This window comes from Streptomyces dangxiongensis (genome assembly GCF_003675325.1).
Lineage (GTDB): Bacteria > Actinomycetota > Actinomycetes > Streptomycetales > Streptomycetaceae > Streptomyces > Streptomyces dangxiongensis.
This window is the reverse complement of sequence record NZ_CP033073.1, coordinates 3,348,217-3,367,775: the sequence shown is the minus strand read 5'-3', so window position 1 is coordinate 3,367,775 and position 19,559 is coordinate 3,348,217. Positions and strand designations below refer to the sequence as shown.

Genomic DNA, 19,559 nt, shown 5'->3' with positions numbered 1-19,559 from the left:
ATAGAGGTCAAGATCACGTCACCCGGATGTTTGAACGTTCGGTCCGCCCCTCGACGGTGGGGGCGGTCCCGGCACCGTGACGGACGGGGTCTAGTGTCGCGATGTGGACAAATCTCGCACCCGGCCGCGCGTCGGCCACATCCAGTTCCTGAACTGCCTGCCCCTCTACTGGGGGCTCGCGAGAACCGGCACGCTCCTCGACTTCGACCTGACGAAGGACACGCCGGAGAAGCTCAGCGAACGGCTCGTGCGCGGGGAACTCGACATCGGCCCCGTCACCCTGGTCGAGTTCCTCAAGCACGCCGACCAACTGGTCGCCTTCCCCGACATCGCCGTCGGCTGCGACGGCCCGGTGATGTCCTGCGTGATCGTCTCCCAGGTCCCGCTGGACCGGCTGGACGGCGCCCGCGTCGCCCTCGGTTCGACCTCACGCACCTCCGTCCGGCTCGCGCAGCTACTGCTCGCCGAGCGGTACGGCGTCGAGCCCGAGTACTACACCTGCCCGCCCGACCTCAGCCTGATGATGCAGGAGGCCGAGGCCGCCGTCCTCATCGGCGACGCCGCCCTGCGCGCCAACCTCCTCGACGGCCCCCGCTACGGCCTGGAGGTGCACGACCTCGGCGCGCTGTGGAAGGAGTGGACCGGCCTGCCGTTCGTCTTCGCGGTGTGGGCGGCCCGCCGGGACTACCTGGAGCGCGAGCCGTTCATCACCCACCGGGTCCACGAGGCCTTCCTCGAATCCCGCAACCTCTCCCTGGAAGAGGTCGGCAAGGTCGCCGAACAGGCCGCCCGCTGGGAGGCCTTCGACGAGGCGACCCTCGCCCAGTACTTCACCACCCTCGACTTCAGCTTCGGCGCCCCGCAGTTGGCGGCCGTCGCCGAGTTCGCCCGCCGGGTCGGCCCCACGACGGGCTTCCCCGCCGATGTGAAGGTCGAGCTGCTCAAGCCGTAGGGTCCGCCGGGGCCCCGGCCGCGCGAGCGGTGGCGGCGGCCCGAACCGGGTAGGGACCGGGGGCGGGCAGGGCGAGGGGGGTGGGGGATGTGGAGCTGACCACGGGGGCGCTGGCGCTCGTCGCCGGGGTGTGGGGCGCGCTGGCGGGCACGCTGCTGCCCCGCGCCGCCTACCGCTTCGCCGTCCCGCCCGGCGCCCCCTGGCGCACCCACTGCCCCACCGGCCACCCCGTCCGAGGCTGGCTGGGCCCCGCGCGGTGCGCCGCATGCGGGCCGGACGGTGGGGCGTACGCCGGTGCGGACGGGCGCGGTGACGCGGCGAGTGGCGCGGGCGGTGGGCCGTACGCCGATGCCGGGCTCTCGGGGAACGCGGCGGGCGCCTCCCGCCGCGCCCCCTCCGCCCCCCTCCTCGCCGCCGTCACCGCCCTCGTCTGTGCCGCCCTCGCCGCCGCCACCGGCACCCGGCCCGAACTGGCGGTCTGGCTGCTGCTCGCGCCCGTCGGCGTCCTGCTGGCCGCCGTCGACCTGCGGGTGCGACGGCTGCCCGACCCGCTGACCCTGCCGCTCGCCGCCACCGCTCTCGCCCTGCTCGGCCTCGCCGCCCTGCTCCCCGAGCACGCCGGCCGCTGGCCCACCGCCCTCTACGGCGCCCTCGCGCTCGGCGCCGGCTACTTCGTGCTGTACCTGATCAACCCCGCCGGCATGGGCTTCGGCGACGTGAAACTGGCCGTGGGGGCGGGCGCCGTACTCGGCTGGTACGGCTGGCCCACCGTGCTGCTCGGCGCCTTCGCCGGATTCCTCCTCGGCGCCCTCTACGGCGGCGCGCTCGTCCTGGCCCGGCGCGCCGACCGCAGGACCGCCGTACCGTTCGGCCCGTTCCTCCTGGCCGGCGTCCTCACCGGAGTGCTGATCGGCGCGTACGCGGCCTGAGGTCAGCGCCGGAAACCCGCTGGCGTAGGCTGGTTCGGTCCGTCCACAACCCTGACCAAAACCTTGCGAAAGGGACGCCGGTGACCGAGAAGGCCGACCTCCAGTCCGTCCTCGACCGTGCCGCCGCCGGTGGGCGGATCACCCCCGAAGAGGCGCTGGAGCTGTACCGCGACGCGCCCCTGCACGCCCTCGGCGCCGCCGCCGACGCGGTGCGCCGCCGTATGTACGCCGGCACCGAGCACATCGCCACGTACATCATCGAGCGGAACATCAACTACACGAACGTGTGCGTCACGGCGTGCAAGTTCTGCGCCTTCTACGCGGCCCCCAAGGACACCGCCAAGGGCTGGACCCGCGACCTCGACGACATCCTGCGCCGCTGCGCGGAGACCATCGAACTCGGCGGCACCCAGATCATGTTCCAGGGCGGCCACCACCCGGACTACGGCGTGGAGTACTACGAGAAGCACTTCAAGGCCATCAAGGACGCCTTCCCGCAGCTCGTGATCCACTCGCTGGGCGCGTCCGAGGTCGAGCACATGGCCCGGATCTCCGGCGTCTTGGTCGAGGAGGCCATCACCCGGATCCACGAGGCCGGTCTCGACTCCTTCGCGGGCGCCGGCGCGGAACTCCTGCCCGCACGGCCGCGCAAGGCCATCGCCCCGCTCAAGGAGAGCGGCGAGCGCTGGCTGGAGATCATGGAGACCGCGCACCGGCTGGGCGTGGAGTCGACGTCGACGATGCTCATGGGCACCGGCGAGACCAACGCCGAGCGCATCGAGCACCTGCGGATGATCCGTGACGTGCAGGACCGCACCGGCGGCTTCCGCGCGTTCATCCCGTACACCTACCAGCCCGAGAACAACCACCTGAAGGGCCGCACGCAGGCGACGCTCTTCGAGTACCTGCGGATGATCGCGATCGCCCGCCTCTTCCTGGACAACGTCCGGCACATCCAGGGCTCCTGGCTCACCACCGGCAAGGAGGTCGGCCAGCTTTCCCTGCACTACGGCGCGGACGACCTCGGCTCGATCATGCTGGAGGAGAACGTGGTCTCCTCGGCCGGCGCCAGGCACCGCTCCAACCGCCTGGAGATCATCGACCTGATCCGGAAGGCCGGGCGGGTGCCGGCCCAGCGCGCCACCACCTACGAGCACCTCGTCGTCCACGACGACCCGGCGAACGACCCCGCCGACGACCGCGTGGCCTCCCACATCTCCTCCACGGCCATCGAGGGCGGCACCGCCCACCCCGAGCTGAAGCTGCTGGCCTCCAACTGAGCCCGCCGTGCTGACCCTTCACACCGCGGACCTCCTCGTCACCGGCGACCCGCGACGCGCCCCGCTGCCCCGGGGCGCGCTCCTCGCCGACGGCCGGACGATCGCGGCCGTCGGCCCGTACGACGAGCTGGCCGCCGCACACCCGGCCGCGCGCGTACGCCGCTGGCCGGGCCTCCTCACGCCCGGCCTGCTCAACCCGTACGGGCCCGAACTGCTGGAGCGGACCTACCATCCCGACCCGCGCGAGGCCGACGCGCTCGGCGGTGAGCCGCTCACCGGCGAAACGGCCCTGGCCGCCCTCGGCATGACCGACGCGCGGTGGGGTGCGAGCGCCCGGCGCGGGGTGCAGCGGATGCTCGCCCACGGCACCGTGGCCGTGGCGGGGCCGCTGCGGCGCCCGGCCGTGGCGGACGCCGTACGCCGGGCGGGGATGACGAGCCGGGAGCGGGCCGCCGAGCCGCCGGGCCCGCCGTCCCTCGACCCGCTGGCCGGGCGGCGCCCCCTCGCCGAGGCGGTCCTCGCGCCCCTCCTGCCGTACGAGGGCAGGGCCGCCACCTTCGCCGTGTTCGACGTGCCCGACGAGACCGCCCTCGCCGGCCGCGGGGCCGCCGCCTGCGTGGCGACCGTCATCGAGGGCCGGTTGCTGTACCGCCGCCGCTGACCCGCGCCGGACCCCTGCCGCCGGCCCCGGTCCGCGGGCGCGAGCCGGGGCCCCCGCCGTGGGACCGGGCTGCAAGAATGGGCGGGTGACCCGCGCCTCCCTGAACAAGCAGCCGCACGAAGTCGCCTCGATGTTCGACGACGTGGCGGAACGGTACGACCTGACGAACGACGTGCTGTCGCTCGGCCAGGACCGGCGCTGGCGCCGGGAGGTGGCGAAGGCGGTCGACGCGCGCCCCGCGCAGAAGGTCCTGGACCTCGCCGCCGGCACGGCCACCTCCTCGCTGCCCTTCGCGCGGACGGGCGCGTACGTCGTCCCCTGCGACTTCTCGACCGGCATGCTCCAGGTCGGCAAGCGCAGGCACGCCTGGCTGCCGTTCACCGCGGGCGACGCGACGAGACTGCCCTTCAAGGACGACACCTTCGACGCCGTGACGATCTCCTTCGGCCTGCGCAACGTCCAGGACACGGACGCCGCCCTGCGGGAGATGTACCGGGTCACCCGGCCCGGCGGACGCGTCGTGATCTGCGAGTTCTCGCACCCGACCTGGGCGCCCTTCCGGACCGTCTACACCGAGTACCTGATGCGGGCGCTGCCGCCGGCCGCGCGCGCGGTCTCCTCCAACCCCGACGCCTACGTCTACCTCGCCGAGTCGATCCGGGCCTGGCCCGACCAGCCCGCCCTCGCCGGACGACTGCGCGGCGCCGGCTGGTCGAAGGTGGCGTGGCGCAACCTCACCGGCGGTGTCGTCGCGCTGCACCGGGGCTTCAAGGAGGCCTGAGCCGCTCCCGCGCGGCTCAGCGCCCGATCATCTCGAACGTGTGCCCCGGCTCGCCGAGTTCGCGCGGCAGTCCACCCGTCGGGGGTCGCGGAACGCGCGGTTCCCGAACGCCTCCGCCGCCCTCGCCCTCACCGAGGTCGAACCACACGTGCACCATCGAGTCCGGGGCACCTCGGCGCCGGGCTGCGGATACTGGCGTACGACGTAGTCGACGACGGTGCGGTGGAAGTCCGGGCGGTCCGGCGCGTCGAGGAACAGCCCGTGCCTCCGGGCCGCGTCACGCGCGTCCACGGCCATCAGGCCGACCAGACGCGGGACGCGCACGTCGGGTGTTTCGGGTGGTATACGCACAGATGTCACCCCCAGCGGTACGGGAAGGGTAACTCCGGCCCGGTCCACCCGGAAGCCTTCGGTGTCTTTCTGTGACAGACGACTACTGTGCGTCACTGAGATTGAGTCGGAAGCAGAGCGCCGGCTCGTTGAGCGTCGGATGCGTGTAGGTCTCCGCCGGCTCCATGCCCAGCCGCCGAGTCACCGCTATCGACCGCTCGTTGTCCGACCGGACCATCGCCACCACACCCGGCACCCCGGCAGCCCGCACCCGCCTGAGCGTCTCCCGCGCCGCCGCGGTGACGTACCCCCGGCCCCAGTGCGCCCGGCCGAGCCGCCAGCCGATCTCCGTCTCGCCCACGGGACCCCAGCCGGGCCGCCACGGTTGGGCGCCGGTGAACCCGATCACCTCGCCGGTCCCGTCCAGCAGGGTCCACAGGCAGAAGCCCAGCTCCGCGTCGTGCCGCCGCTGGCGCGCGGTGAGTTCCTCGTAGACCGACAGCGCCGCCGGCCTGCCGCCGTAGAACTCCATGACCTCCGGGTCGTCGAAGACCCGGTGCCAGGCGACCGCGTCCTCGTGCGTGGGGACGCGCAGCCGTACCGCGGGAAGAGGTCGGTTCACAGGGCAGCCCTTCATCCGGGTGATCAATTCTGCTGAATAGACTGCCCATGTCCAGTGCCGGTCGGCACGCACATTCCGAACCTTGGGGAGATCCCGCCGTGACCGAGCCCCTCTCCGACCACACCGCCGATGTGATCGTCGTGGGCGCGGGGCCAGCCGGCTCCACGACCGCGTACCACCTCGCCAAGGCCGGCCTCGACGTCCTGCTGTTGGAGAAGACCGCGTTCCCGCGCGAGAAGGTGTGCGGCGACGGTCTCACCCCGCGCGCGGTCAAGCAGCTCGTCACCATGGGGATCGACATCTCCGAGGAGGCCGGCTGGATGCGCAACAAGGGCCTGCGCATCATCGGTGGCGGCGCCCGCCTCCAGCTCGACTGGCCGGATCTCGCCTCCTTCCCGGACTACGGACTCGTACGCAAGCGCGACGACTTCGACGAGCAGCTCGCCCGCAACGCGCAGAAGGCCGGCGCCCGCCTGTACGAGCGCTGCAACGTGAGCGGGCCGGTCCTCGACGACCGCACCGGCCGCATCACCGGCGTCACCGCCAAGCTCGGCGAGGAGAAGCGCGAGGTCACCTTCCACGCGCCGCTCGTCGTCGCCGCCGACGGCAACTCCACCCGCCTGTCCCTCGCGATGGGCCTGCACCGCCGCGAGGACCGCCCCATGGGCGTCGCCGTGCGCACGTACTTCACCTCGCCGCGCCACGACGACGACTACCTGGAGTCCTGGCTGGAACTGTGGGACCGGCGCGGCGCCCAGGACCGCCTGCTGCCCGGCTACGGCTGGATCTTCGGCATGGGCGACGGCACCTCCAACGTCGGCCTCGGCGTCCTCAACACCTCCGCCTCCTTCAAGGAGCTGGACTGGCGCGAGATCCTCAAGGCGTGGTGCGCCTCCATGCCGCAGGACTGGGGCTACACCCCCGAGAACATGACCGGCCCGATCCGCGGCGCCGCCCTGCCCATGGCCTTCAACCGTCAGCCGCACTACACCCGCGGGCTGCTGCTCGTGGGCGACGCCGGCGGCCTGGTGAACCCCTTCAACGGTGAGGGCATCGCCTACGCCATGGAATCCGGCCAGCTCGCCGCAGACGTCATCGTCCAGGCCCACGCGCGGGCCACGCCCGCCCAGCGCGAGATCGCCCTCGGCCGTTACCCGCGCGTCCTCAAGGACACCTACGGCGGCTACTACACCCTCGGCCGCGCCTTCGTGAAGCTCATCGGCAACCCGAAGGTCATGCAGATCGCCGCCCAGCGCGGCCTGACGCACCCGATGCTGATGAAGTTCACCCTGAAGCTCCTCGCGAACCTCACCGACCCGACGGGCGGCGACGCGATGGACCGCATCATCAACGGCCTGAGCAGGGTGGCCCCGAAGGCGTGAGCCGCCCCCGGGCGCCGACCGGACCGGCGCCCGGGGCGACATGAGGGCCGCAGCCCCCGAAGGGGCTGCGGCCCTCACGCGCGTGAGAGGTGCGGGAGGCGCTCAGAGCACCCGCACGGCGCCGGTGGGCGGGTCGTACGACAGCGGGCGCTCCACGACGCCCGTGGAGGGGTTCTGGGCGCCCACGAACATGCCGCCGCCGACGTACACGCCGACGTGGTACGCGCTGCCCGCGCTGCCCCAGTACAGGATGTCGCCCGGCTGGAGGTTGTCCAGCGAGACCTGGGTGCCGGCGGTCGACTGGTCCTGGGAGACGCGCGGCAGGCTGATGCCGACCTGCCGGAAGGCCGTCTGGACCAGGCCGGAGCAGTCGTAGGCGGACGGGCCGGTGGCGCCGGAGACGTAGGCCTTGCCGACCTGGGCCCTGACGAAGTCGATGACGGCCGCGGCCGAACCGGTGCCCGTGGACGTGCCGGTGGACGTCGAGGTGCCGGTGGACGTGGACGTGGAGGTGGTCGTGGTGCTGGTGTCGCTGCTCGCCGTGGCGGACAGCGTCGTCCGCTCCGCGTTGCGCGTGGCGCGTGCGGCGGCCTCCTTGCGGGCCGTCTCCTCGGCCTTCTTCTTGGCCTCCGCCGCCTTCTGCCGGGCATCGGCGAGGTCCGCCTTGGCCTGCTTCGCGGCCTTTGCGGCAGCCGCGTCACGCTCGGCCTGCAACTGGTAGTTCGCGGCGGCCTGCTGGGTGGCGTCCGCGGACTGGGCGGCCTGGGTGGCCAGGTCGGCCGTCAGGGTGGGCAGTTCGAGCGTCTGCGTCACCGGCTCGGCAGCGTTCGCCGAGCCGGACGCCCCGGCGACCGCCAGGGTGCCGAGGACGCCGCCGGCAACTCCGGCCCGCATCGCGAGGGTCGACGCGCTGCGGCGGGGCTTCCGGTGGCTGCGTATGTGAGCGGTGTGGGACATGGGAACAACCGGTACCAGGGGCTCCTTCATATCTTCAAGAAACGTGTGGTGCGCCACAGTTGTTCAATCGAACCCCGTAATCCCGGGCGTGTCGCTCTTTATTGACGCCCTAACGGACATTGCGGACTGTCGTGATCAAGCCCTTGATCACGGTCTTTGATCATTACGTCCGGATTGCTCCGCGCCTACCACCGGTGGGGGTCGTTGGCCAAGCCCGGTTCTCACGGCACTCTCACGGGTGTGGTGGAGGTCACGGAACGGTCACCGGAACCATGGCGTCCCGCCCGTGCGCGACCGGTGAGCACGCGCACGCGCCCCGGCCCCCGTCCACACCTCGCTCCTCCCCTCCCTCTGACGTGTGAATGCGGCCCTTTACCAGCCCCGCACGTCCGACGCCAATTTGCGTGCACCGGAACCCTCTTGATATTGAGACGACCCCTCCGGCCTGCGGTGACGAGCGGAAATGTCACTTCTGGTGATCAACTGAACGCTTCGCGTGTGAAGATCACCCATCATCCGGCTTCATGATCCTTGGTCAGGTGGTGGAGATCACAAAGCTTGTGTAATACCCCGTGTCGCAGATCACAGAGCGGCAGGCATAGGATGCGAGGCAGTTGGGCTTGTGACCTGCTTCACATGTTCTCGATCTTCGCTCGGGACGAGCGGGGCCCGGGGGACCGGTGAGCGGACGCGGGCCCGGCCAACCGCCAGCAGTCAGTGCCGACTGAGAGGAGCGAGGAGCGGTGAACGCGTATGCGCCCATCCTCGTACTGGGAGCCCTCGGGGCAGGCTTTGCGATCTTCTCCGTGGTCATGGCCACGCTGATCGGTCCGAAGCGGTACAACCGCGCCAAGCTCGAAGCCTACGAGTGCGGCATCGAGCCGACCCCCACGCCGGCCGGCGGCGGGCGCTTCCCCATCAAGTACTACCTGACGGCGATGCTCTTCATCGTCTTCGACATCGAGATCGTCTTCCTCTACCCCTGGGCCGTCACCTTCGACGCCCTGGGGATCTTCGGGCTCGTGGAGATGCTGCTCTTCGTGCTCACCGTCTTCGTCGCGTACGCGTACGTATGGCGGCGCGGCGGCCTGGAATGGGACTGAGGGGCCTTTAAAGACATGGGACTCGAAGAAAAGCTGCCGAGCGGATTCCTGCTCACCACCGTCGAGCAGGCCGCGGGCTGGGTGCGCAAGGCATCCGTCTTCCCGGCCACCTTCGGCCTCGCCTGCTGCGCCATCGAGATGATGACCACCGGCGCCGGCCGCTACGACCTGGCCCGCTTCGGCATGGAGGTCTTCCGCGGCTCACCGCGCCAGGCCGACCTGATGATCGTCGCCGGCCGGGTCAGCCAGAAGATGGCGCCGGTCCTGAGGCAGGTCTACGACCAGATGCCCAACCCCAAGTGGGTGATCTCCATGGGCGTCTGCGCCTCCTCGGGCGGCATGTTCAACAACTACGCGATCGTCCAGGGCGTCGACCACATCGTCCCGGTCGACATCTACCTGCCGGGCTGCCCGCCCCGCCCCGAGATGCTGATGGACGCGATCCTCAAGCTCCACCAGAAGATCCGGACCGCCAAGCTCGGCGTGAACGCCGAGGAAGCGGCCCGCGAGGCGGAGGAGGCGGCGCTCAAGGCCCTGCCCACGATCGAGATGAAGGGGCTGCTGCGGTGAGCGACGCGAACGGCACCCACGGCGCCGGAGCGAACGGGGCCGGGAACGGGGTCAACCCCGAGAACGACCTCTCCGCCTCCAACCTCCCCGGCCGGCGCGGCCAGGGAGGCGAGGAGATCCGCGTCCAGCGCGGCATGTTCGGCGCGAACAACGGCGGCGACACCTCCGGCTACGGCGGCCTGGTCCGCTCGGTCCGACTCCCGGGACCGACGGCCCGCCCCTACGGCGGCTGGTTCGACGAAGTCGCCGACGAGCTGGAAGGCGCCCTGGAGGAACAGGGACTCCTCCCGGAGAACGCCATCGAGAGGACGGTCGTCGACCGCGGCGAGCTGACCTTCCACATCGAACGCGAGCACCTGCTCCTCGTCGCACGCACCCTGCGCGACGACCCGGCGCTGCGCTTCGAACTGTGCACCGGCGTCAGCGGCGTCCACTACCCGCAGGACAAGGGCCGCGAACTGCACGCCGTCTACCACCTGCGTTCGATCACCCACAACCGGCTGATCCGCCTCGAAGCCGGCGCCCCCGACAGCGACCCGCGCATCCCGTCCCTGGTCTCCGTCTACCCGACGAACGACTGGCACGAGCGCGAGACGTACGACTTCTTCGGGATCGTCTTCGACGGCCACCCGGCCCTCACCCGGATCATGATGCCGGACGACTGGCAGGGCCACCCCCAGCGCAAGGACTACCCCCTCGGCGGGATCGCCGTCGAGTACAAGGGCGCCCAGATCCCGGCTCCGGACCAGCGGAGGTCGTACTCGTGAGCACGCAGTCAGCATCCGCGGCCTCCGCCGCCTCGGCGCGCGAGACCACCGAGGGCACCGTGTACACGGTCACCGGTGGCGACTGGGACGAGGTCGTCCGGTCCGCGGCGCGCGCCGACGACGAGCGCATCGTCGTCAACATGGGTCCCCAGCACCCGTCCACCCACGGAGTGCTCCGCCTGATCCTCGAGATCGACGGCGAGACGGTCACCGAGGCCCGCTGCGGCATCGGCTACCTGCACACCGGCATCGAGAAGAACCTCGAGTACCGCACGTGGACGCAGGGCACCACCTTCGTCACGCGCATGGACTACCTGACGTCCTTCTTCAATGAAACCGCCTACTGCCTCGCCGTCGAGAAGCTCCTCGGCATCGAGGACCGGATCACCGCGCGCGCCACGATCATCCGGGTGCTCCTGATGGAGCTGAACCGGCTCTCCTCCCACCTGGTGTGCATCGCCACCGGCGGCATGGAACTGGGCGCCACCACGATCATGATCTACGGCTTCCGTGATCGTGAAATGATTCTCGACCTCTACGAGCTGATCACCGGCCTGCGCATGAACCACGCGTACATCCGGCCCGGCGGACTCGCCCAGGACCTCCCGCCCGGCGCGGTGGACCAGATCCGCGAGTTCGTGAAGAAGATGAACAAGAACCTCCCGGAGTACGACAAGCTCGCCACCGGAAACCCCATCTTCAAGGCCCGTATGCAGGACATCGGCTACCTCGACCTGGCCGGCTGCATGGCCCTCGGTGCCACCGGCCCGATCCTGCGCTCCACCGGCCTGCCCCACGACCTGCGCAAGGCACAGCCGTACTGCGGCTACGAGACGTACGACTTCGACGTCCCCACCACCGAAAGCTGCGACGCCTACGGCCGCTTCCTCATCCGCCTGGAGGAGATGCGCCAGTCCCTGAGGATCATCGAGCAGTGCCTGGACCGGCTCCAGCCCGGCCCCGTCATGGTCGCCGACAAGAAGATCGCCTGGCCCGCCCAGCTCGCCCTGGGACCCGACGGACTCGGCAACTCCCTCGACCACATCAAGAAGATCATGGGCACCTCCATGGAGGCCCTGATCCACCACTTCAAGCTGGTCACCGAGGGCTTCCGCGTCCCGCCGGGACAGGTGTACGCGGCCGTGGAGTCCCCGAAGGGCGAACTCGGCGTGCACGCCGTCTCCGACGGCGGCACCCGCCCCTACCGGGTCCACTTCCGCGACCCGTCCTTCACCAACCTTCAGGCCATGGCGGCGATGTGCGAGGGCGGCCAGGTCGCCGACGTCATCGTCGCCGTCGCATCCATCGACCCCGTGATGGGAGGCGTCGACCGGTGACCACCTCTTCCTCGGAGCGGGGCGTCAGCCTGGGCATGCCCGAGCTGCCCGCCCCCGCGTACCCGGACGACGTCCGGACCCGGCTGGAGGCGGACGCGCGCGAGCTGATCGCCCGCTACCCCGACTCCCGGTCCGCCCTGCTGCCGCTGCTCCACCTCGTGCAGTCGGAGGAGGGCCACGTCACGCGCACCGGCATGCGCTTCTGCGCGGACATCCTCGGTCTGACCACCGCCGAGGTCACCGCGGTCGCCACCTTCTACACCATGTACCGGCGCAAGGCCTCCGGCGACTACCAGGTCGGCGTGTGCACCAACACGCTCTGCGCCGTCATGGGCGGCGACACCATCTTCGAGACCCTCCAGGAGCACCTGGGCGTCGGCAACGGCGAGACCACCGACGACGGCAAGGTCACGCTGGAGCACATCGAGTGCAACGCGGCCTGCGACTTCGCGCCGGTCGTGATGGTCAACTGGGAGTTCTTCGACAACCAGACCCCCTCCAGCGCCAGGCGCCTGGTGGACGACCTCCGCGCGGGACGGCCCGTACAGCCCACCCGTGGCGCCCGGCTGTGCACCTTCAAGGAGACCGCCCGGATCCTGGCCGGCTTCCCCGACGAGCGGCCCGGGGCCGTCGAGGAGGGCGGCAGCGCGGGCCCGGCGTCGCTGGTGGGCCTCCGCCTGGCAAAGGGAGAGACCGCACCCGCGCGCGTGGTGCACCCGCGGGACGGCGGCCCGCACGGGACGGGAGCGTCGGGGGAACCGCACGACCGGGCGGCGCACGAGCCGTCGCCGGCCGAGCACCTCAGCTCCCACGACGCGCCGCAGGACACATCGGCCTCCGACCCCGCCCACCCGGCAGGGCCCACCGCAGAGGAGGGGGAGTGATGACCGTGGTACCCGAGGTGAAGGACACCAGCCCGGAGAAGCTGCTCGCACCCGTGCTGTCGGCCTTCTGGGACGAGGACCGGTCCTGGACCCTGGAGGTCTACCGCGGACACGAGGGGTACGAGGGGCTCCGCAAGGCGCTCGCCATGTCCCCGGACGACGTCATCGCGTACGTCAAGGACTCCGGGCTGCGCGGCCGGGGCGGCGCAGGATTCCCGACCGGGATGAAATGGCAGTTCATCCCCCAGGGCGATGGGAAACCGCACTATCTGGTTGTCAACGCCGACGAGTCGGAACCGGGCACCTGCAAGGACATCCCGCTCCTCTTCGCGAACCCGCACAGCCTCATCGAGGGCATCGTGATCGCGTGTTACGCCATCAGGTCGTCGCACGCCTTCATCTATCTGCGGGGAGAGGTCGTCCCCGTTCTGCGGCGGTTGCACGAGGCCGTGCGCGAGGCCCGCGAGGCCGGCTACCTCGGCGAGAACATCCTGGGCAGCGGACTCGACCTCGAACTCACCGTGCACGCCGGCGCCGGCGCGTACATCTGCGGTGAGGAGACCGCGCTGCTCGACTCGCTCGAAGGCCGCCGTGGTCAACCGCGACTCCGCCCCCCCTTCCCCGCGGTGGAAGGCCTCTACGCCTGTCCCACTGTGGTGAACAACGTCGAGTCGATCGCGTCGGTTCCCGCCATCCTGCGACACGGCAAGGAATGGTTCAGGTCGATGGGCAGTGAGAAGTCCCCGGGCTTCACGCTCTACTCGCTCAGCGGCCACGTCGCGAGCCCCGGCCAGTACGAGGCCCCGCTCGGCATCACGCTCCGCCAGCTCCTCGACATGAGCGGCGGCATGCGCCCCGGGCACCGCCTGAAGTTCTGGACGCCGGGCGGCTCCTCGACACCGATGTTCACCGACGAACACCTCGACGTCCCCCTCGACTACGAAGGGGTGGGCGCCGCGGGCTCCATGCTCGGCACGAAGGCCCTGCAGTGCTTCGACGAGACGACCTGCGTGGTGCGGGCGGTGACCCGCTGGACCGAGTTCTACGCCCACGAGTCCTGCGGCAAGTGCACACCCTGCCGAGAAGGGACGTACTGGCTGGTGCAGTTGCTGCGGGACATCGAGGCCGGCAAGGGCAGCATGGCCGACCTCGACAAGCTCGCCGACATCGCCGACAACATCAACGGCAAGTCCTTCTGCGCCCTCGGTGACGGCGCCGCGTCCCCGATCTTCTCCTCGCTCAAGTACTTCCGCGAGGAGTACGAACAGCACATCACGGGCCGGGGCTGCCCCTTGGACCCGGCCAAGTCGACGGCCTGGGCGGACCGCCCGGAGGTGAACGCATGACCGTGACCACCAGCGCCCCCACCGGAGGGGGCCGGCCGGCGGTTCCACCGGAGGACCTCGTCACCCTGACGATCGACGGCGCCGAGATCAGCGTGCCCAAGGGCACCCTGGTCATCCGGGCCGCCGAACAGCTCGGCATCGAGATCCCGCGGTTCTGCGACCACCCCCTGCTGGACCCGGCCGGCGCCTGCCGCCAGTGCATCGTCGAGGTCGAGGGCCAGCGCAAGCCGATGGCGTCCTGCACGATCACGTGCACCGACGGCATGGTCGTCAAGACCCACCTCACCTCACCGGTCGCCGAGAAGGCCCAGCACGGGGTGATGGAGCTGCTGCTCATCAACCACCCGCTGGACTGCCCGGTCTGCGACAAGGGCGGCGAGTGCCCGCTCCAGAACCAGGCCATGTCGCACGGCAACGCCGAGTCCCGCTTCGACGGCAGGAAACGCACCTACGAGAAGCCCGTAGCGATCTCCACCCAGGTCCTGCTGGACCGCGAGCGGTGCGTGCTGTGCGCCCGCTGCACCCGCTTCTCCAACCAGGTCGCGGGCGACCCGATGATCGAACTGGTCGAGCGGGGCGCGCTGCAACAGGTCGGCACCGGCGAGGGCGACCCGTTCGAGTCGTACTTCTCCGGCAACACCATCCAGATCTGCCCGGTCGGCGCCCTCACCTCGGCGGCCTACCGCTTCCGCTCCCGCCCCTTCGACCTGATCTCCTCGCCCTCGGTCTGTGAGCACTGCTCCGGCGGCTGCGCCACCCGCACCGACCACCGGCGCGGCAAGGTCATGCGGCGGCTCGCCGCCGACGACCCCGAGGTCAACGAGGAGTGGATCTGCGACAAGGGACGCTTCGCGTTCCGCTACGCGCAGCAGCGCGACCGGCTTCAGACCCCGCTGGTCCGCAACGCCGACGGCGTCCTGGAACCCGCCTCCTGGCCCGAGGCGCTGGAAGCGGCCGCACAGGGCCTGAGCGCCGCCCGCTCCCGGGCCGGCGTCCTCACCGGCGGCCGGCTCACCGTCGAGGACGCCTACGCGTACAGCAAGTTCGCGCGCGTGGCGCTCGACACGAACGACATCGACTTCCGCGCGCGCGTGCACAGCGGCGAGGAGGCCGACTTCCTGGCGGCCCGGGTGGCCGGCCACGGCCGTGACCTCGACGGTACGGGCGTCACCTACACCTCCCTGGAGAACGCGCCCGCCGTCCTGCTCGTCGGCTTCGAGTCGGAGGAGGAGGCGCCCGGCGTCTTCCTGCGGCTGCGCAAGGCCTGGCGCAAGCGCAAGCAGCGGGTGTTCTCGCTGGCCACACACGCCACCCGGGGCCTGGAGAAGGCGGGCGGCATGCTGCTGCCGGCCGCGCCCGGCACCGAGCCCGAGTGGCTGGACGCCCTCGCGAGCGGCACCGGACTGGAGGGGCCCGGCTCCCACGCCGCCGAGGCGCTGCGCACGCAGGGCGCGGTCATCGTCGTGGGCGAGCGGCTGGCCGGCGTGGCGGGCGGCCTCACCGCCGCGCTGCGCGCCGCCACCGCGACCGGCGCCGACCTGGTGTGGATCCCGCGCCGGGCCGGCGAGCGCGGCGCCGTCGAGGCCGGTGCGCTGCCGTCGCTGCTGCCGGGAGGCCGCCCCGCGACCGACCCGCGGGCCCGGGAGGAGGTCGCCACCGTCTGGGGCCTCGCCGAACTCCCGCCGCGCTACGGCCGCGACACCCACCAGATCGTGGACGCCGCCGCCAGCGGTGAACTCTCCGCGCTCCTGGTCGCCGGGGTGGAGGTCGCCGACCTTCCCGACCCGGCACGCGCGCGTGAGGCCTTCGCGAACGTCGGCTTCCTGGTGTCGCTCGAACTGCGGCCCAGCGAGGTCACCGAGCACGCCGACGTGGTCCTGCCGGTCGCCGCGGTCGCCGAGAAGGCGGGCACCTTCCTCAACTGGGAGGGCAGGGTGCGCTTCTTCGACGCCGCGCTCAAGCCCGACCAGATGACCCGCCGGCTCGCACCGGCCGACACGCGCGTGCTGCACATGCTCGCCGACGCCATGGACGTCCACCTGGGGCTGCCCGACCTGCACACCACGCGCGCGGAGATCGACCGGCTCGGCCCCTGGGACGGCCCCCGGGCCGCCGCGCCCACGGAGTCCGCGGGCGTACTGCCCCGCCCGGCCGCCGGCGAGGCCGTGCTCGCCGGGCACCGGCTGCTGCTCGACCAAGGTGTCCTCCAGGAGGGCGACGAGGCGCTGGCCGGCACCCGGCACGCCGCACGCGCGCGCGTGTCCGCCGCGACGGCCGCCGAGGCAGGCGTCGGCAACGGCGGCCTCCTGGCCGTCACCGGCCCCGCCGGCTCCGTGGAACTCCCCGTCCAGATCACCGACATGCCCGACCGGGTGGTCTGGCTCCCGCTGAACTCCGCCGGCCCCGGCGTGGCCTCCGGCACCGGGGCCCGGCCCGGCTCCCTCGTCCGCATCGGCCCGGCGGCACCCGCCGAAGCGGCCCCCAAGGAGGTGGAGGCATGAGCGGGTACCTCGCCGCTGAAGACCTCTCGATGTTCGGCCGCGACCCCTGGTGGCTGGTCGTCGTCAAGGCGGTGTTCTGCTTCGCGTTCCTGATGGTGACCGTGCTGTTCTCCATCGTCTGGGAACGCAAGGTCGTCGCCTGGATGCAGCTACGCATCGGCCCCAACCGGCACGGCCCCTGGGGCATGCTCCAGTCGCTCGCCGACGGCGTGAAGCTGATGCTCAAGGAAGACCTCATCGTCAAGCGCGCGGACAAGGTCGTCTACGTCCTCGCGCCGGTCGTCGCGGCCATCCCGGCCTTCATGGCGATCGCGGTGATCCCCTTCGGCCCCGCCGGCAACGAGATCTCGATCTTCGGCCACCGCACCACGATGCAGCTCACCGACCTGCCGATCGCGATGCTCTACATCCTCGCGATCGCCTCCGTCGGCATCTACGGCATCGTCCTGGCGGGCTGGAGCTCCGGCTCCACCTACCCGCTGCTGGGCGGCCTGCGCTCCTGCGCCCAGATGATCTCCTACGAGATCGCCATGGGCGCCGCGTTCGCCTCCGTGTTCCTGTACTCGGGCTCGATGTCGACGTCCACGATCGTGGCGCAGCAGCACGACCGCTGGTACATCGCGCTGCTGCCGGTCTCCTTCATCCTCTACATCGTCACGATGGTCGGCGAGACCAACCGCGCCCCCTTCGACATGCCGGAGTCCGAGGGCGACCTGGTCGGCGGCTTCAACACCGAGTACTCGTCCATCAAGTTCGCGATGTTCATGCTCGCCGAGTACGTCAACATGGTGACCGTCTCGGCCGTGTCGACCACCCTGTTCCTCGGCGGCTGGCGCGCCCCCTGGCCGATCAGCGGCTTCTGGGCGGGCGCGAACCACGGCTGGTGGCCACTGCTCTGGTTCGTCATCAAGGTGCAGCTCCTGCTGTTCTTCTTCATCTGGCTGCGCGGCACGCTGCCCCGCGTCCGCTACGACCAGCTCATGAAGCTCGGCTGGAAGGTCCTCATCCCGGTCTCCGTGACCTGGCTGATGCTGGTCGCGACCGTACGGGCGCTGCACAACGAGAACTACGGCTTCGCCGACATCGCCCTCTACGTGGGCGGCGGTCTCCTGGCCCTGCTGCTGATCTCCTTCATCGCCGACATGTTCCGCGACAAGGCGAAGAGCGCCGGACAACCCGCCGAGCAGCAGCCGGCGTTCGACCCGATGGCGGGCGGATTCCCCGTACCGCCGCTGCCCGGACAGGAGCTGCCGCCGGTGCCGAGGCGCCGCCCGCACCGCGAGCGGGAGCTGATTGTCAGTGGTGGGCCGGACACTGTCAGTGACGGATCTACGGATGGAAAGGAGGCGTCCGATGGCTGAGGAGCCTCAGGAGGCCGGGCACACCGAGCCCGGCTTCCAGAACCCCGTCGCCGGCTTCGGCGTGACCTTCAAGGCCATGTTCAAAAAGCGGCTGACCGAGCAGTACCCGGAGCAGAAGAAGACCACGGCTCCGCGGTTCCACGGACGGCACCAGCTCAACCGCCATCCGGACGGCCTGGAGAAGTGCGTCGGCTGCGAGCTGTGCGCCTGGGCCTGCCCCGCCGACGCCATCTATGTGGAGGGCGCCGACAACACCGACGAGGAGCGCTACTCGCCGGGCGAGCGGTACGGCCGCGTCTACCAGATCAACTACGCCCGCTGCATCCTGTGCGGGCTGTGCATCGAGGCGTGCCCCACGCGCGCGCTGACGATGACCAACGAGTTCGAACTGGCCGACTCCAGCCGCGCCAACCTCATCTACACCAAGGAGCAACTGCTCGCCGGCCTCGAGGACGGCATGGTCGACACGCCCCACTCGATCTTCCCGGGCACGGACGAACAGGACTACTACCGCGGCCTGGTGACGCAGGCCGCGCCCGGCACGGTCCGGCAGACCGCCGTCTCCCGGGGCGAGGTCCCGCAGGAGGCCACGTCCGTCTTCGGCGAGGAGGAGCCGGCCTCGGAGAGGGTGATCGGCGGATGAACGCGCAGCACCTCGCCGCCTACACGACCTCCACCGGTGAGGCGTTCCAGTTCTGGGCCCTCGGCACGGTCGCGGTGATCGGCGCCCTGTGCACCGTCCTCATGAAGAAGGCCGTGCACAGCGCGCTCTGTCTCGCCGGCACCATGATCGTCCTGGCGGTCTTCTACCTCGCCAACGGCGCCTACTTCCTCGGGATCGTCCAGATCGTCGTCTACACCGGCGCGATCATGATGCTGTTCCTGTTCGTGGTGATGCTCGTCGGCGTCACGGCCGCGGACTCACTGAAGGAGACCATCAAGGGCCAGCGCTGGCTGGCCCTCGTGTGCGGGGCCGGCTTCGGCGTCCTGCTGTTCGCCGGCATCGGCAACGCCTCCCTGAAGGAGTTCGCCGGCACCGGCCGGGCGAACGCGAACGGGAACGTGGAGGGCCTGGCGACCCTCATCTTCACCAAGTACGTCTTCGCCTTCGAGATCACCGGCGCCCTGCTGATCACGGCCGCCGTCGGCGCCATGGTGCTCACCCACCGCGAGCGCACCGAACCGGCCAGGAGCCAGCGCGAGCTGTCCGAACGGCGCATCCGCGAGGGCGTCCACATCCCGCCGCTGCCGGCTCCCGGTGTCTACGCCCGGCACAACGCCGTGGACGTCGCGGGCCTGCTCCCCGACGGCACCCCGTCCGAGCTGACCGTCAGCAAGACGCTGCGCGAGCGCGGCCAGGTCCGCGACGTGTCCGCCGAGGCGCTGAACGACCTGCGGGCGCTGGAACAGCGGGCCGAGGAGCGCCTGGAGCGCAGGGCGGTCGAACCGGCGACGTTCAAGCGGCCCGAGGAGGCGTCCAAGTGAACCCGGTCAACTACCTCTACCTCGCCGCCCTGCTGTTCACGATCGGCGCGACCGGCGTACTGATCCGGCGCAACGCCATCGTGGTCTTCATGTGCGTCGAACTGATGCTGAACGCCTGCAACCTCGCGTTCGTCGTCTTCTCCCGGATGCACGGCAACCTCGACGGCCAGATCATCGCCTTCTTCACGATGGTCGTCGCCGCCGCGGAGGTCGTGGTGGGTCTCGCGATCATCGTGTCGCTGTTCCGCACCCGCCACTCGGCCTCGGTCGACGACGCCAGCCTGATGAAGCTGTAAGGGGTCGGAAGAATC

General features: G+C 70.9%; 19 protein-coding genes and 1 pseudogene. 17 read left to right on the top strand and 3 right to left on the bottom strand.

Annotated elements, in window-relative coordinates; genetic code table 11:
- Positions 1–103: 103 nt before the first annotated feature.
- The 5 genes from D9753_RS14895 to D9753_RS14875 all read left to right on the top strand — a co-directional run bounded on the left by D9753_RS14895 (position 104) and on the right by D9753_RS14875 (position 4,603).
- Positions 104–952, top strand: a complete 849-nt coding sequence (locus tag D9753_RS14895; RefSeq protein ID WP_121787455.1) for a menaquinone biosynthetic enzyme MqnA/MqnD family protein — start codon at positions 104–106, stop codon at positions 950–952.
- Positions 953–1,047: 95 nt separating this feature from the next.
- Positions 1,048–1,881 carry a prepilin peptidase gene (locus tag D9753_RS14890; protein WP_121791074.1) on the top strand — a complete coding sequence of 278 codons (834 nt, stop codon included), beginning with the start codon at positions 1,048–1,050 and terminating at the stop codon, positions 1,879–1,881.
- A gap of 80 nt (positions 1,882–1,961) precedes the next feature.
- The gene (gene mqnC / locus D9753_RS14885) at positions 1,962–3,161 is read left to right on the top strand and encodes a cyclic dehypoxanthinyl futalosine synthase (RefSeq protein ID WP_121787454.1); all 1,200 of its coding nucleotides are present in this window, start codon (positions 1,962–1,964) and stop codon (positions 3,159–3,161) included.
- A gap of 7 nt (positions 3,162–3,168) precedes the next feature.
- Positions 3,169–3,822, top strand: a complete 654-nt coding sequence (locus D9753_RS14880) for an amidohydrolase family protein (RefSeq protein ID WP_121787453.1) — start codon at positions 3,169–3,171, stop codon at positions 3,820–3,822.
- Positions 3,823–3,907: 85 nt separating this feature from the next.
- Complete coding sequence (locus D9753_RS14875; protein WP_121787452.1) at positions 3,908–4,603, top strand: demethylmenaquinone methyltransferase; 696 nt, start codon at positions 3,908–3,910, stop codon at positions 4,601–4,603.
- 16 nt (positions 4,604–4,619) lie between these two features.
- On the opposite strand, the pseudogene D9753_RS14870 reads toward D9753_RS14875, so the two are convergent.
- Positions 4,620–4,900 (bottom strand): annotated as a pseudogene (locus D9753_RS14870) (PASTA domain protein).
- A gap of 136 nt (positions 4,901–5,036) precedes the next feature.
- Positions 5,037–5,555, bottom strand: coding sequence for a GNAT family N-acetyltransferase (locus D9753_RS14865; protein ID WP_121787451.1), 519 nt, complete (start codon positions 5,553–5,555; stop codon positions 5,037–5,039).
- 47 nt (positions 5,556–5,602) lie between these two features.
- On the opposite strand from D9753_RS14865, the gene D9753_RS14860 reads away from it, so the two are divergent.
- Entirely contained in the window at positions 5,603–6,937 is a 1,335-nt protein-coding gene (locus D9753_RS14860) for a geranylgeranyl reductase family protein (RefSeq protein WP_121787450.1), read from the top strand.
- A gap of 102 nt (positions 6,938–7,039) precedes the next feature.
- Here the strand turns inward: D9753_RS14860 and D9753_RS14855 are convergent, their stop codons facing one another.
- The gene (locus D9753_RS14855) at positions 7,040–7,894 is read right to left on the bottom strand and encodes a C40 family peptidase (protein WP_121787449.1); all 855 of its coding nucleotides are present in this window, start codon (positions 7,892–7,894) and stop codon (positions 7,040–7,042) included.
- A 743-nt stretch (positions 7,895–8,637) separates the two neighbouring features.
- Between D9753_RS14855 and D9753_RS14850 the strand changes: the two genes are divergently transcribed.
- Genes D9753_RS14850 through nuoK form a run of 11 tightly spaced genes read left to right on the top strand, consistent with a single transcriptional unit; the run spans position 8,638 to position 19,544 of the window.
- Complete coding sequence (locus D9753_RS14850; RefSeq protein ID WP_003992243.1) at positions 8,638–8,997, top strand: NADH-quinone oxidoreductase subunit A; 360 nt, start codon at positions 8,638–8,640, stop codon at positions 8,995–8,997.
- A gap of 15 nt (positions 8,998–9,012) precedes the next feature.
- A complete protein-coding gene (locus tag D9753_RS14845; RefSeq protein WP_121787448.1) occupies positions 9,013–9,567 on the top strand; it encodes a NuoB/complex I 20 kDa subunit family protein in 555 nt (184 codons plus the stop codon).
- Complete coding sequence (locus D9753_RS14840; protein WP_121787447.1) at positions 9,564–10,334, top strand: NADH-quinone oxidoreductase subunit C; 771 nt, start codon at positions 9,564–9,566, stop codon at positions 10,332–10,334. Before D9753_RS14845 ends, D9753_RS14840 begins: the two co-directional genes overlap by 4 nt.
- A complete protein-coding gene (locus D9753_RS14835) occupies positions 10,331–11,671 on the top strand; it encodes an NADH-quinone oxidoreductase subunit D (protein ID WP_121787446.1) in 1,341 nt (446 codons plus the stop codon). Before D9753_RS14840 ends, D9753_RS14835 begins: the two co-directional genes overlap by 4 nt.
- On the top strand, positions 11,668–12,555 hold the full coding sequence (gene nuoE / locus D9753_RS14830; protein WP_121787445.1) for an NADH-quinone oxidoreductase subunit NuoE: 888 nt from the start codon (positions 11,668–11,670) through the stop codon (positions 12,553–12,555). The genes D9753_RS14835 and nuoE overlap by 4 nt, the downstream gene beginning before the upstream one ends.
- Positions 12,555–13,901: an NADH-quinone oxidoreductase subunit NuoF gene (gene nuoF, locus D9753_RS14825; protein ID WP_121787444.1), complete on the top strand. Its 1,347-nt coding sequence runs from the start codon at positions 12,555–12,557 to the stop codon at positions 13,899–13,901. The genes nuoE and nuoF overlap by 1 nt, the downstream gene beginning before the upstream one ends.
- Positions 13,898–16,402, top strand: a complete 2,505-nt coding sequence (locus tag D9753_RS14820) for an NADH-quinone oxidoreductase subunit G (RefSeq protein ID WP_121787443.1) — start codon at positions 13,898–13,900, stop codon at positions 16,400–16,402. The genes nuoF and D9753_RS14820 overlap by 4 nt, the downstream gene beginning before the upstream one ends.
- Entirely contained in the window at positions 16,399–17,763 is a 1,365-nt protein-coding gene (nuoH, locus tag D9753_RS14815) for an NADH-quinone oxidoreductase subunit NuoH (RefSeq protein WP_121787442.1), read from the top strand. The genes D9753_RS14820 and nuoH overlap by 4 nt, the downstream gene beginning before the upstream one ends.
- The gene (nuoI, locus tag D9753_RS14810; RefSeq protein WP_121787441.1) at positions 17,756–18,406 is read left to right on the top strand and encodes an NADH-quinone oxidoreductase subunit NuoI; all 651 of its coding nucleotides are present in this window, start codon (positions 17,756–17,758) and stop codon (positions 18,404–18,406) included. Before nuoH ends, nuoI begins: the two co-directional genes overlap by 8 nt.
- A complete protein-coding gene (locus D9753_RS14805; RefSeq protein ID WP_121787440.1) occupies positions 18,403–19,248 on the top strand; it encodes an NADH-quinone oxidoreductase subunit J in 846 nt (281 codons plus the stop codon). The genes nuoI and D9753_RS14805 overlap by 4 nt, the downstream gene beginning before the upstream one ends.
- Complete coding sequence (gene nuoK, locus D9753_RS14800) at positions 19,245–19,544, top strand: NADH-quinone oxidoreductase subunit NuoK (protein ID WP_121787439.1); 300 nt, start codon at positions 19,245–19,247, stop codon at positions 19,542–19,544. Before D9753_RS14805 ends, nuoK begins: the two co-directional genes overlap by 4 nt.
- Positions 19,545–19,559 lie beyond the last annotated feature (15 nt).

Coding starts and splice junctions, on each gene's coding strand:
- nuoH (WP_121787442.1), top strand. CDS start 16,399: ATGAGCGGGTACCTCGCCGCTGAAGACCTCTCGATGTTCGGCCGCGAC.
- D9753_RS14820 (WP_121787443.1), top strand. CDS start 13,898: ATGACCGTGACCACCAGCGCCCCCACCGGAGGGGGCCGGCCGGCGGTT.
- D9753_RS14860 (WP_121787450.1), top strand. CDS start 5,603: ATGTCCAGTGCCGGTCGGCACGCACATTCCGAACCTTGGGGAGATCCC.
- nuoI (WP_121787441.1), top strand. CDS start 17,756: ATGGCTGAGGAGCCTCAGGAGGCCGGGCACACCGAGCCCGGCTTCCAG.
- D9753_RS14805 (WP_121787440.1), top strand. CDS start 18,403: ATGAACGCGCAGCACCTCGCCGCCTACACGACCTCCACCGGTGAGGCG.
- D9753_RS14855 (WP_121787449.1), bottom strand. CDS start 7,894: ATGTCCCACACCGCTCACATACGCAGCCACCGGAAGCCCCGCCGCAGC.
- D9753_RS14845 (WP_121787448.1), top strand. CDS start 9,013: ATGGGACTCGAAGAAAAGCTGCCGAGCGGATTCCTGCTCACCACCGTC.
- nuoF (WP_121787444.1), top strand. CDS start 12,555: ATGACCGTGGTACCCGAGGTGAAGGACACCAGCCCGGAGAAGCTGCTC.